Origin of the sequence: Pseudomonas sp. TH41, assembly GCF_016650695.1 — a bacterium.
Taxonomy (GTDB): Bacteria; Pseudomonadota; Gammaproteobacteria; order Pseudomonadales; family Pseudomonadaceae; genus Aquipseudomonas.
In genome coordinates this window covers 1,159,006-1,171,276 of the sequence record NZ_JAEKFH010000003.1, presented here as the reverse complement: position 1 = coordinate 1,171,276, position 12,271 = coordinate 1,159,006, and the positions used below count along the sequence as shown (strand labels likewise).

General features: G+C 59.1%; 10 protein-coding genes. 5 read left to right on the top strand and 5 right to left on the bottom strand.

Annotated elements, in window-relative coordinates:
• Positions 1-46 precede the first annotated feature (46 nt).
• Positions 47-1,228 carry an NO-inducible flavohemoprotein gene (hmpA, locus tag JFU37_RS08090; RefSeq protein WP_201114807.1) on the top strand — a complete coding sequence of 394 codons (1,182 nt, stop codon included), beginning with the start codon at positions 47-49 and terminating at the stop codon, positions 1,226-1,228.
• 123 nt (positions 1,229-1,351) lie between these two features.
• Here the strand turns inward: hmpA and JFU37_RS08085 are convergent, their stop codons facing one another.
• The 5 genes from JFU37_RS08085 to JFU37_RS08065 form a co-directional block, all read right to left on the bottom strand.
• Entirely contained in the window at positions 1,352-2,008 is a 657-nt protein-coding gene (locus JFU37_RS08085) for a helix-turn-helix transcriptional regulator (RefSeq protein WP_201114806.1), read from the bottom strand.
• 92 nt (positions 2,009-2,100) lie between these two features.
• Positions 2,101-3,228: an NAD(P)/FAD-dependent oxidoreductase gene (locus tag JFU37_RS08080; RefSeq protein ID WP_201114805.1), complete on the bottom strand. Its 1,128-nt coding sequence runs from the start codon at positions 3,226-3,228 to the stop codon at positions 2,101-2,103.
• Between the two features lie 143 nt (positions 3,229-3,371).
• On the bottom strand, positions 3,372-4,319 hold the full coding sequence (locus JFU37_RS08075; protein ID WP_201114804.1) for an ornithine cyclodeaminase family protein: 948 nt from the start codon (positions 4,317-4,319) through the stop codon (positions 3,372-3,374).
• A 272-nt stretch (positions 4,320-4,591) separates the two neighbouring features.
• The gene (rhlB, locus tag JFU37_RS08070) at positions 4,592-6,079 is read right to left on the bottom strand and encodes an ATP-dependent RNA helicase RhlB (RefSeq protein ID WP_201114803.1); all 1,488 of its coding nucleotides are present in this window, start codon (positions 6,077-6,079) and stop codon (positions 4,592-4,594) included.
• Between the two features lie 98 nt (positions 6,080-6,177).
• Positions 6,178-6,834, bottom strand: a complete 657-nt coding sequence (locus JFU37_RS08065; protein ID WP_201114802.1) for an alpha/beta hydrolase — start codon at positions 6,832-6,834, stop codon at positions 6,178-6,180.
• A gap of 466 nt (positions 6,835-7,300) precedes the next feature.
• Here JFU37_RS08065 and JFU37_RS08060 point away from each other — a divergent pair, with 466 nt between their 5' ends.
• From JFU37_RS08060 to JFU37_RS08045, 4 genes are all read left to right on the top strand, one after another.
• A complete protein-coding gene (locus JFU37_RS08060) occupies positions 7,301-8,332 on the top strand; it encodes an amino acid ABC transporter substrate-binding protein (RefSeq protein ID WP_201114801.1) in 1,032 nt (343 codons plus the stop codon).
• 65 nt (positions 8,333-8,397) lie between these two features.
• A complete protein-coding gene (locus tag JFU37_RS08055; RefSeq protein WP_201114800.1) occupies positions 8,398-9,579 on the top strand; it encodes an amino acid ABC transporter permease in 1,182 nt (393 codons plus the stop codon).
• Between the two features lie 10 nt (positions 9,580-9,589).
• Positions 9,590-10,687: an amino acid ABC transporter permease gene (locus tag JFU37_RS08050; protein WP_201114799.1), complete on the top strand. Its 1,098-nt coding sequence runs from the start codon at positions 9,590-9,592 to the stop codon at positions 10,685-10,687.
• 10 nt (positions 10,688-10,697) lie between these two features.
• Entirely contained in the window at positions 10,698-11,462 is a 765-nt protein-coding gene (locus JFU37_RS08045; protein ID WP_201114798.1) for an amino acid ABC transporter ATP-binding protein, read from the top strand.
• Positions 11,463-12,271 lie beyond the last annotated feature (809 nt).

Genomic DNA, 12,271 nt, shown 5'->3' with positions numbered 1-12,271 from the left:
GCCTAGGATCATCAGTTAGCAACCCACGTCACCCAGGAGTCGCCTAATGCTTAGCGTTCAAGACCGTGCCATCGTCAAATCCACTGTGCCGTTGCTGGAAAGCGGTGGCGAAGCGTTGATCACTTACTTCTACCGCATGATGCTCTCCGAGTACCCGGAAGTTCGCCCGCTGTTCAACCAGGCCCATCAGGTCAGTGGTGATCAGCCACGTGCCTTGGCCAACGGTGTGTTGATGTATGCGCGGCACATTGACCAACTCGACCAGTTGGGCGACCTGGTGGCCAAGATCATCAACAAGCACGTTGCCCTGCAAATCCTCCCGGAACACTACCCGATTGTCGGCACCTGCCTGCTGCGGGCGATCTCCGAAGTGTTGGGCGACGAAATTGCCACGCCTGAAGTGATGAGCGCCTGGGGCGCGGCCTACGGTCAATTGGCCGAGATCCTGATCGGCGCCGAAACCAGCATCTATGACCAGAAAGAACAGGCACCGGGCGGCTGGCGCGGGGCACGGGAATTCATCGTGGCGGCCAAGGTGGAAGAAAGCGCGGAAATCATCTCGTTCTACTTCGAACCGGCTGATAAAGGCCCGATTCTGGTCGCAGAGCCTGGGCAGTACATCGGCATGAAGCTGATCCTCGATGGCGAAGAGATTCGTCGCAACTACTCGTTGTCGGCCTTGCCGAACAAAGGGCAGTATCGCATCAGCGTCAAACGTGAAACCGGTGGCCGCGCCTCGAACCACTTGCACGATCAACTGCATGTGGGTTCGACCATTGAGCTGTTCCCGCCATCGGGCGAGTTCACCCTGACCGCCAGCGACAAACCGCTGGTGTTGATCAGCGGCGGCGTTGGCATCACCCCGACCCTGGCGATGCTTGAAGCGGCGCTGGCGACCGAGCGGCCGGTGCATTTTATCCACTGCGCACGTAATGGCAGCGTTCATGCCTTCCGCGACTGGATCGATGGTTTGGCCGAACGTCATCCGCAGCTCAAGCGCTTCTATTGCTACGACGAAGATGACGGCGTCAGCCCGGCAGCGCACAAGGTTGGTTTGTTGAGTCAGGAGCAGCTCGGCGAGTGGTTGCCGCAGCAGCGCGATCTGGATGCTTACTTCCTTGGGCCTAAAGGTTTTATGGCGGCGATCAAGCGCCACCTCAAAGCCCTGGGTGTTCCGGAGAAGCAAAGCCGTTACGAGTTCTTCGGGCCGGCTGCGGTGCTGGAGTAACCACTCGATCAATTGTAGGAGCGAGCTTGCTCGCGATAAACCTGAAAACACCTCGGGGTGTCAGGCTTACAGCGTTATTGTTGACGACCATCGCGAGCAAGCTCGCTCCTACACAAGTGCGTGTTAGCCCTTCAATTCCTTCAAATGCTTGTACACCGTTGCCCGTCCCATGTTCAGCACATTGGCGACGTAGTTGGAGGCGCTTTTGCCTTTGAAAGCGCCTTCGGCATGCAGTGCCAGCACCAGTTCGCGTTTGTGGTCGCGGGTCAGCAGGTTCAGGCTCAGCTGGCGTTCGCGCAGCCAGGCATGGAGGAAAGTGTTGATCCGCTCCTGCCAGTCATCGCGAAACAGTGAGTCCGGTTGCGGAATCAACTTGGTCGGCGACAGGAACAGATCCAGCGCCGCTTTCGCGTTTTCGAACAACGAAATATTCAGGTTAATGCACAGCACCGCCTGCGGATGACCTTCGCTGTCGCGCAGCACGCTACTCAGGCTGCGAATCTTCTGACCATCCCAATTGAGTTTTTCGTATGGCCCGATGTTTCGTTCGCTGACATCGTCACTGAGCATGTCCTCCAGCGACGAATCGTCACCGATTTCCCGTTTGGACAGGTTGTTGGCGATGTAGTCGACCTTCTGTGTGCGCAGATCGTGCAGGACCACCTCGGCGTGAGGAAAGAACAACGTGGCGATGGCGTCGGCGATCGCTCGATAGTTGTCCAGGGGCGAGCGCTCCAACGGAGAGGCATCGAGGGCCGGATCTTGTTCTTGGGCGTTCATAAAGTGGAGCTCCAGGCAGCATCAACGCCCCATCAAAAGCGGGCGCTGGAAGTGTGCCGTAATCGTGTCGAGACGTCACCTGAGGACGACAATCAGCTCAGTCGAGTGGGCGAGAGCATCTCGGCGTTCAGGCCGAAGCGCGTCAGTTGTTCGGGCAGGGTTTCACCGCGTACCAGCGCAGCGCTGGCCTGGCCCATGGCCGGCGACGTTTGAATGCCGTAGCCGCCTTGCGCCGCCACCCAGAACAACCCCGGCACTTGTGGATCGAAACCGGACAACAAGTCACCGTCGCTGACGAAACTGCGCAGGCCGGCCCAGGTTCGGGTCGGACGGCGGATGGTCAGGGTCGTGGCTTCTTCGATCTGGTAAATGCCCATGGCGATGTCCAATTCTTCAGGCTGCACGTCGTGCGGTTCCACCGGGTCAGCGTTGGCCGGCGAGCCAAGGAACATCCCGGCGTCGGGCTTCATGTAGAAGGATTCGTCGAGGCTGACCAGCATCGGCCAATGGTGGATGTCCACGCCCTCGGGGCCGGCGAAGATGAACGCCGCCCGGCGTTTCGGTTGCAGGCCCAGCGGTTTGGCGCCGGCCAGTTCGCCGATCTTGTCGGCCCAGGCGCCGGCCGCGTTGATGATGACCGGGGCGGTAAAGGTCTGGCCGTTGGTTTCTACGTGCCACATACCCTCGGCATCGCGGGTCAGGCTCAGGACTTCACGGTCGGTATGGACCTCGCCGTTGTTGCGGCGAATACCGCGCAGGTAACCCTGGTGCAGGGCATCGGTGTCGATATCACTGGCCGTCGGGTCGTAGATCGCGCCATGGACTTTTTCCCGGCGCAGAATCGGCAGGCGTGCACAGGCCTCGTCGGGGCTGAGCAGTTGCATCTCCGGCACGGTGGATTTGGCGCTCAGGTATTGATTGTTCAACTCGACCGGATCGCCAGTGAAGTCCACGGTCATCTCGCCTCGCGGGGTCAGCAGTGGGTGCTCGCAGAAACCGGTTGGCGGGGTGTCGAAGAAATCACGGCTGGCCTGGGTCAATGCCCGAACCTGCGGAGTCCCGTAAGCGGCGGTGTACAACGCAGCGGAACGTCCGGTCGAGTGATAGGCCGGATGGGATTCGCGTTCGAGCACGATCACGCGGGCCTGTTGCGACAGCCAGAAACCGGTGGAAGCGCCGGCTATCCCGCCGCCGATGATGATGAAATCTGCCTGGCTCATGAACGTCTCCTGTGGGGCGCAAATGCCGATGGTGTCGGTGCCTCCTGTAGGAGCGAGCTTGCTCGCGATGGTGGGTCAGCTACATCGATGTCAACTGACACACCATCGCGAGCAAGCTCGCTCCTACAAGGGGATTCGTGGTGTTAGCGCTGAAGTTGGTAAATGGCATTGGCCAGCGCGATGTCTTCAAGACCGAGGCCGATCGAGCGGAAGAACACATGACGGTCGTAGTCGGGGCGCTGCACTTTTTCGCTGAGCAGATCCGGCAGGTCGCCGACAATCGCGCTTTTGTCCCAACCATGGTGTTCGCCGGCAATCAGCATTTCACCGGCCGAGCCCGGGGTGGTCAGACGATAGTCGCAGAACACCTGCATGTCATTGAGGCTCTGCGGCGGTACTTCGTGGGCACGCGGCGCGTTGGTGCTGATGGAGGTGATCAGCGCTGGTTTGCTTAAGCTCGACGGCTCGATCACCGGGCCTGCGGAGGAGGTGCAGAGCATGATCACGTCGGCGTCCTGAATGCCCGTTTCGCGGTTGTCGACGAGGGTCAGGCGTGGATCGAGGCTTTTGAGCTGGGCCAGTGCTTCTGGACTCAGGTCGTCCAGGCCTGGCGAGTAGAGGCTGATGGTCTGCCAGTCCCGCAGGTCTTTGACGTAATGCAAGTGCGCCTGGGCAACCTTGCCACTGCCGATGATCGCCAAGCGCCGGGCCTCCAACGGGGCGAGGGCATCAACCGCCACGGCCGTGGTCGCGGCGGTGCGTGCGGTGGTCAGCTCTGCGGCATCACAGAGCAGCAGCGGCTGACCGGTCTGCATCGACATCAGCAACGTCCACGCCGTCACCAGCGGACTTTGCTCGCGCACAATGTACGGCGAGGTCTTGACCCCGTAGACGCCTTCTTCTGCCAGTACCCCCAGATAGTTGATGAAATCGCCGGCGCCCTGTGGAAACTCCACCAGTTGCTGCGCCGGTTGCACCGCTTGCCCGGCGGCGAGGTCGCGGAACAGTTTGCGCAGGATCTGCGGCACGTCGACCTGTGCCAGCAGCTCGCGGGCCTGAAGTTGGTTGATCACATAAGGCGTACTGGACATGGTCGGCTCCGGGCACTGAAAGTAAACTAATTTGTCCATTATGGACTTTTAGTTCTAGCTCGCAATATCCAAGCGAAAAAAAAGCTGCTTCTCGCCGTTAACGCAATACCAGTAGGAGCGAGCTTGCTCGCGATGATCCCAAGTGCGCCGCGTTGTTTCAGAAAATAAGCGTCATCGTTAACGACCATCGCGAGCAAGCTCGCTCCTACAAAGGCTGCACAAAAAAAAAGCGCAGTCCGTTTCCGGCTGCGCCTCTTTTACTGCGTCCCGTGTTATGGGCGCTTGCGCTCAACCGCCCGCAGCAGATGCGTCGGTGGCGTTTCACAGCTGATCTTGCGCCCCAGCAGCGCCTCGATGGACGGTAGCTGGTAGGAGTCGTCTTCGCCGGCAAAACTGATGGACACACCCTCGGCGCCCGCACGACCGGTACGGCCGATACGGTGTACATAGTCGTCCGGGACTTCCGGCAGGGTGAAGTTGATCACGTGGCTGATGCCGTCGATGTGGATGCCGCGACCGGCGACATCGGTGGCCACCAGCACGCGAATCTTGCCTTCGCGGAAACCTTCCAGGGTCTTGATGCGTTTGTGCTGCGGTACGTCACCCGACAGCTGCGCGGCGTTGACGCCATCACGGACCAGGCGTTCTTCGATGCGCCGCACTTCATCCTTGCGGTTGGCGAATACCATCACCCGCTCCCAACCGTTGTCGTTGACCAGGTTGTAGAGCAGTTTGTATTTGTCGGCACCGGCCACCGCATAGATGTGCTGCTCGACGTTTTCGCTGGCCACGTTCTGCGACTCGATCTCAACGATCGACGGGTCGGTGGTCCACTGCTTGGCGAGGTTCATCACGTCTTCAGTGAAGGTCGCGGAGAACAGCAGTGTCTGACGTTCGTTTTTCGGCGGGGTCTGGCGAATGATCTGACGCACTTGTGGGATGAAACCCATGTCGAGCATCCGGTCGGCTTCATCCAGGACCATGACTTCGACCATGTCCAGGTGCACGTCGCCGCGCTGGTTGAAGTCCAGCAGACGGCCCGGCGTGGCCACGAGGATGTCGCAATGACGGGCTTCGAGGTGCTTGAGCTGCTTGTCGAAGTCCATGCCGCCGACAAACGTCATGACGTTGAGGCCGGTGTACTTGGTCAGGTCGGCCGCGTCCTTGGCAATTTGCACCACCAATTCACGGGTCGGCGCGATGATCAGCGCCCGCGGCTCACCCATGTAACGCTCTTTCGGCGGCGGGGTTTGCAGCAGCTGGGTGATGATCGAAATCAGGAAGGCAGCAGTTTTGCCGGTGCCGGTCTGGGCGCGACCGATGGCGTCTTTGCCCGCGAGGGTGAAGCCAAGAACCTGTGCCTGGATAGGCGTGCAATACGGAAAGCCCAGGTCCTGGATGGCATGCATCAGTTCGGGGGCGAGTTTGAAATCGTGGAAACGGGTTTTGCCTTCCTGGGGTTCGACGGCGAAGTCTTCGAGTTTCCAGGGAATGACCGGCGCTTTCGGCTTCGGTTCGCGACGCGGTTTTGCCGGTTTCGGGGCTTCGCTGCGCGGTGGCTCGGCGTCAGCGACTTCAACAGGCAGGACGGCCGGTGCGGTCACTGGCTCGTGCTTCGGTACCGCGGCGGTGGCGGTCCGGCCAGACTGATTACCGTCGGTGCGGTGGCCGGGATTGTGAGACGGAGCACTGGTAACTGGCGCGAGCTGCTCAGTCTCGCTTTTACCGAACATTTTCTTGAGTGCTTTGAGCACGGTCATCTCATCAATTGGTTAAGGAATATACGCCGGCCAGTGTAATGCAAGAATCGGGCGCGGCGTAGTGGGATGATCAATGGGCGTGCTTTTCAGCAACAGCGTTAGCGCAAGCGCTCGGCGAGCCACGCGCCGATATCGACAATCTCCTCGGGTAACACTTCGTGGCCCATTGGGTATTCCTGCCATGTCACGGTGACACCACGCAGCTTTAAATGCTCATAAGCGCTCCGCCCCATGGCGTTTTGAACCACGTCATCGTACTGGCCGTGCAAACACAGCACGGGAATGCGCTGCTGGCTGGCCGAAAGCTCCAGTTCATCGCTGAAGGTCGGTGCGTAAGTGGAGAGGGCAAGTACGCCACCCAAGGCCCCCTGCCATTTGAGGAATGCGGTGTGCAACACCACGGCGCCGCCCTGGGAAAAACCGGCCAGGAAAATCCGCGAGGCGTCTATTCCGCTGGCGCGCTGCTCTTCGATCAGAGTAATGACGCGTTGGGCCGACTCTTCCAGCTGCTCTCGACTGATCGCGCGCGCCGGGGTCATGGCCAATATGTCGTACCAGCTCGGCATCTCGTAGCCACCGTTGATGGTCACGGCGCGTGTCGGTGCCTGAGGGAGAACGAAGCGGGTGGTCAACAGCGTTTCCTGCAAGGCTTCGACCACCGGCAGGAAGTCGAAACGGTCAGCGCCCAAGCCGTGCAGCCAGATGACGCAGGCGTCTGCGGGCTTGACGGGTTGAAGAATCAAGGGCTCGGTCATGGGTGCTCCAAAGGTGTGCGCGCGCGCTCATTAAGTGCGAGTTCTGAGTGCGTGCCTGGTTGATCAGTTAAGAAGATGTCGCAAGGCTACAAGTTTTGCTATTGACCTGTCGCTGAATCGCTTTAGCGAGCGGTCTGGTACGGGCTTTGCTATGGGGAAACGGTGCAACCCATCTCGCGCCTTGCGGTAACACTATCAGTGTACCGCTGGTTGCGGGATAGCAAAGAATCCGGTGATGGATGTTCGCCAGTGGCCGCTACGGGCTTCGCGAACGTGAAAGGGCTACAGCCCGTTCGGCCGATTGGTGAGAAGTGAGTTATCCATGAATGGATTTTCTCCTACTAGACTCATAGCGCAGGTCCTACGTCGGTTGACCCCAAAAAAAGCCAACACGGGTCAACAACGCCTCATAAGGGTGCGACTGGACTCAAGCTCCGACACAACAAGAGCAAAACTGGAGGTTTGAATGAAGATGTTGAAATCCACCCTGGCGATCGTGACTGCAGCCGCAGTACTCGGTGTCAGCGGGTTCGCTCAGGCGGGTGCAACCCTGGATGCAGTGCAGAAGAAAGGTTTCGTACAGTGCGGCGTGAGCGACGGTCTGCCGGGTTTCTCGGTACCGGACTCCACTGGCAAGATCGTGGGTATCGATGCTGACTACTGCCGCGCTGTCGCTGCTGCAGTCTTCGGTGACGCGAACAAGGTCAAATTCAGCCAGTTGAATGCCAAGGAGCGTTTCACGGCTCTGCAGTCCGGCGAAATCGACATGCTGTCGCGTAACTCCACCATGACCAGTTCCCGTGACGCGGGCATGGGCCTGAAGTTTCCAGGCTTCATTACTTACTATGACGGCGTAGGCTTCCTGGCCAACAGCAAGCTGGGCGTAAAAAGTGCCAAGGAACTGGACGGCGCGACCATCTGTATTCAAGCCGGTACCACCACCGAGCTGAACGTGTCCGACTACTTCCGTGCCAACAACCTGAAATACACTCCGATCACTTTCGACACCTCCGATGAAAGCGCCAAGTCGCTGGAATCCGGTCGTTGCGACGTGCTGACCTCCGACAAGTCCCAGTTGTACGCACAGCGCAGCAAGCTGGCTTCGCCGAAAGACTACGTGGTGCTGCCGGAAACCATTTCCAAAGAACCTCTGGGTCCTGTCGTGCGTAACGGCGATGACGAGTGGCTGGCCATCGTTCGTTGGGTTGGCTACGCCATGCTCAACGCTGAAGAAGCGGGCGTGACCTCCAAAAACGTGGTTGAACAAGCCAAGTCGACCAAGAACCCCGACGTTGCCCGTCTGCTGGGTGCTGACGGTGAATACGGCAAGGATCTGAAGCTGCCGAAGGACTGGGTCGTCAAGATCGTCAGCCAGGTCGGTAACTACGGTGAAGTGTTCGAGAAAAACCTCGGCAAGAGCACCCCGCTGGAAATCGACCGTGGCTTGAACGCCCTGTGGACCAACGGCGGCATCCAATACGCACCACCAGTGCGCTGATGGTTCTATCACCCGGTGGGCCAACCACCGGGTGATGTTCTGTTCCATTACATCCGGGGCACTTCATGCAAAATTCAATCGGCGCACCAAAGCAGAGGCTCAGCCTCAACGATCCCAAAGTGCGTGCGTGGCTATTTCAGATCATCACCCTTGTGGCGGTGGTCTCGATGGGTTGGTACCTGTTCGATAACGTGCAGACCAACCTTCAACACCGGGGTATCACCTCCGGTTTCAGCTTTCTGGAGCGCAGCGCCGGTTTCGGCATCGCTCAACACCTGATCTCCTACACCGAATCGGACACGTATGCCCGGGTGTTTGTCATCGGCCTGCTCAACACGCTGCTGGTGACCTTCATCGGCGTGATCCTGGCGACGATCCTCGGGTTCATCGTTGGTGTGTCACGGCTGTCGAAGAACTGGATCATCAGCAAGCTGGCGACTGTTTATGTGGAAGTCTTCCGCAATATTCCGCCGCTGCTGCAAATCCTGTTCTGGTACTTCGCGGTGTTCCTCACCATGCCGGGGCCACGCAACAGCCATAACTTCGGCGACACCTTCTTCGTCAGCAGCCGCGGCCTGAACATGCCGGCCGCGTTGGTGGCAGAAGGTTTCTGGCCGTTTGTGGTCAGTGTGGTCGTGGCCATTGTCGCCATCGTGCTGATGAACCGCTGGGCCACCAAACGCTTCGAAGCGACCGGCGTACCCTTCCACAAATTCTGGGTGGGGCTGGCGCTGTTCCTGGTGATACCGGCGCTGTGCGCGTTGATCTTCGGCGCGCCGCTGCACTGGGAACTGCCGAAGCTGCAGGGCTTCAACTTCGTCGGTGGCTGGGTGCTGATCCCGGAACTGCTGGCGTTGACCCTGGCCCTGACGGTGTACACCGCGGCGTTTATCGCCGAGATCGTGCGTTCGGGCATCAAGTCGGTCAGCCATGGCCAGACCGAAGCGGCGCACTCCCTGGGTTTGCGCAACGGTCCGACCCTGCGCCAGGTGATCATCCCGCAAGCCCTGCGCGTGATCATTCCGCCGCTGACCAGCCAGTATTTGAACCTGGCGAAAAACTCCTCGCTGGCGGCCGGTATCGGTTATCCGGAAATGGTTTCGTTGTTCGCCGGTACGGTGCTGAACCAGACCGGGCAAGCGATCGAAGTCATTGCCATCACCATGAGCGTGTACCTGGCGATCAGTATCAGCATTTCCCTGCTGATGAACTGGTACAACAAGCGCATTGCGCTGATCGAGCGGTAAGGAAAAGCGCATGAGTACTCATACTTTCAAACCTGACATGCCACCACCGAACCGCAGCATCGGTGTGATCGCATGGATGCGCGCGAACATGTTCTCCAGCTGGCTCAACACCCTGCTGACCCTGTTCGCGTTCTATCTGATTTACCTGGTGGTGCCGCCGATCCTGCATTGGGCGATCCTCGACGCCAACTGGGTGGGCACCACCCGCGCCGACTGCACCAAGGAAGGTGCGTGCTGGGTGTTCATCCAGCAGCGTTTTGGCCAGTTCATGTACGGCTACTATCCGCCGGAATTGCGCTGGCGGGTGGACCTGACCGTGTGGCTGGCAATAATCGGCATCGCACCGTTGTTCATCTCGCGCTTTCACCACAAAGCGGTGTATGGCCTGAGTTTCCTGGTGCTGTACCCGATCATTGCCTTCTTCCTGTTGCACGGCGACCTTTTTGGACTGACCCCCGTGGCGACCAGCCAATGGGGTGGCTTGATGCTGACCCTGGTGATCGCCACCGTTGGTATTGCGGGTGCTCTGCCGCTGGGTATCGTCCTGGCCCTGGGCCGTCGTTCGAACATGCCGGCGATTCGGGTGGTCTGCGTGACCTTCATCGAATTCTGGCGCGGCGTGCCGTTGATCACGGTGCTGTTCATGTCTTCGGTGATGCTGCCGTTGTTCCTGCCTGAGGGCATGAGCTTCGACAAGCTGCTGCGGGCACTGATCGGCGTGATCCTGTTCCAGTCGGCTTATGTGGCCGAGGTGGTGCGGGGTGGTCTGCAAGCGATTCCCAAAGGTCAGTACGAAGCGGCTGCAGCGATGGGCCTCGGTTACTGGCGCAGCATGGGCCTGGTGATTCTGCCGCAAGCCCTGAAGCTGGTCATTCCGGGCATCGTCAACACCTTCATTGCGCTGTTCAAGGACACAAGCCTCGTGATCATCATCGGCCTGTTCGACCTGCTCAACAGCGTCAAGCAAGCCGCCGCCGACCCGAAATGGTTGGGCATGGCCACTGAAGGTTATGTGTTCGCGGCCCTGGTGTTCTGGATTTTCTGTTTTGGTATGTCCCGCTACTCCATGCATTTGGAACGTAAGCTGGACACTGGCCACAAGCGTTAGGAGTTTTGTCATGAGTGAAGCGATCAAACAGCCTGTGGGTCCTGAAGGCATTATTCAGATGCAGGGCGTGAACAAGTGGTACGGCCAGTTCCATGTGTTGAAAGACATCAACCTGAACGTCAAGCAGGGTGAGCGTATCGTTCTGTGTGGCCCGTCGGGTTCGGGGAAATCCACCACCATTCGTTGCCTCAACCGTCTGGAAGAACACCAGCAGGGCCGCATCGTGGTCGATGGCGTGGAACTGACCAACGACCTCAAGCAGATCGAAGCGATCCGCCGTGAAGTCGGCATGGTGTTCCAGCATTTCAACCTGTTCCCGCACCTGACCATCCTGCAAAACTGCACGCTGGCGCCGATGTGGGTACGCAAGATGCCCAAGCGCAAGGCTGAAGAAATTGCCATGCATTACCTGGAGCGCGTGCGCATTCCGGAGCAGGCGCATAAATTCCCGGGGCAGTTGTCCGGCGGTCAGCAGCAACGTGTGGCGATTGCTCGTGCGTTGTGCATGAAACCGAAAATCATGCTGTTCGATGAACCGACTTCGGCACTCGATCCTGAGATGGTGAAAGAGGTGCTCGATACCATGATTGGTTTGGCCGAAGACGGCATGACCATGCTCTGCGTGACTCACGAAATGGGCTTTGCCCGTACTGTGGCTAATCGTGTGATCTTCATGGACAAGGGGGAAATCGTTGAACAGGCTGCGCCGAATGATTTCTTCGATAATCCGCAGAATGAACGGACCAAGTTGTTTTTGAGCCAGATTTTGCATTGATAGGGGGGCTGTAGAAAACCTGACGGTGTTCTGAAGTTGTGGCGGGTTTTTGGGGGGGGGCATATCCATTTTTTGGGTAGCGGCTGCTGGCGGTTTCGCTCTTACAGCGAGTCACTTTTTACAAACGCCTAAAAAGTAACCAAAAACGCTTCGCCCCTCCATTCGGTGCCTCGCCTAGGCTCGGCATGCCCTCACTCCGGCATTGCTCCGGGGGCCCGCCGCCATCGGCCATCCATGGCCGGGGGCGGCTACCGCGGCATCCTTGCCGCGGTGCCCCCTGCGCAACGCCTGCGTTCGGCCTCTGGGAAAGGGGCAGGCAGATCAAAAGCCAAAGCAACCGCAAGATCAAAAGATCGCAGCCTTCGGCAGCTCCTACACAGAGCACGCATCCCCCTGTAGGAGCTGCCGAAGGCTGCGATCTTTTGATCTTCATGCACCGCCATCGCGAGCAAGCTCGCTCACATAAAGCAGATCGGCGTACACCTGCTCCTCACCACTCATCAGGCCGAGCGTTAGCTCGCCTTCAGCTTTTGATCTCGATGCACCGCCCCCTCGAGAGGCCGAGTGGAGGTTCTGCGCAGTGGGCAACCCGGCATGGATGCCGGGTTAGCCGCCCCCGGCCATGGATGGCCGATGGCGGCGGGCCCACGGAGCAGGACCGGAGCGAGGGCATGCCGAGCCTAGGCGAGGCACCGAACGAAAGGGGCAGAAGCGCTTTGGTTACTTTCGCGCTTTTCGAAAGTGACTCGCCGTAAGGGCGAAACCAATAGCGGCCGCTACCAAAAAAACGGATCTGCCCCCAATCCAAA

What these genes read in the sequence shown, in the direction of transcription:
- hmpA (WP_201114807.1), top strand. Translation starts at nt 47, where the DNA reads ATGCTTAGCGTTCAAGACCGTGCCATCGTCAAATCCACTGTGCCGTTG.
- JFU37_RS08060 (WP_201114801.1), top strand. Translation starts at nt 7,301, where the DNA reads ATGAAGATGTTGAAATCCACCCTGGCGATCGTGACTGCAGCCGCAGTA.
- JFU37_RS08065 (WP_201114802.1), bottom strand. Translation starts at nt 6,834, where the DNA reads ATGACCGAGCCCTTGATTCTTCAACCCGTCAAGCCCGCAGACGCCTGC.
- JFU37_RS08045 (WP_201114798.1), top strand. Translation starts at nt 10,698, where the DNA reads ATGAGTGAAGCGATCAAACAGCCTGTGGGTCCTGAAGGCATTATTCAG.
- rhlB (WP_201114803.1), bottom strand. Translation starts at nt 6,079, where the DNA reads ATGACCGTGCTCAAAGCACTCAAGAAAATGTTCGGTAAAAGCGAGACT.
- JFU37_RS08050 (WP_201114799.1), top strand. Translation starts at nt 9,590, where the DNA reads ATGAGTACTCATACTTTCAAACCTGACATGCCACCACCGAACCGCAGC.
- JFU37_RS08080 (WP_201114805.1), bottom strand. Translation starts at nt 3,228, where the DNA reads ATGAGCCAGGCAGATTTCATCATCATCGGCGGCGGGATAGCCGGCGCT.
- JFU37_RS08075 (WP_201114804.1), bottom strand. Translation starts at nt 4,319, where the DNA reads ATGTCCAGTACGCCTTATGTGATCAACCAACTTCAGGCCCGCGAGCTG.
- JFU37_RS08055 (WP_201114800.1), top strand. Translation starts at nt 8,398, where the DNA reads ATGCAAAATTCAATCGGCGCACCAAAGCAGAGGCTCAGCCTCAACGAT.
- JFU37_RS08085 (WP_201114806.1), bottom strand. Translation starts at nt 2,008, where the DNA reads ATGAACGCCCAAGAACAAGATCCGGCCCTCGATGCCTCTCCGTTGGAG.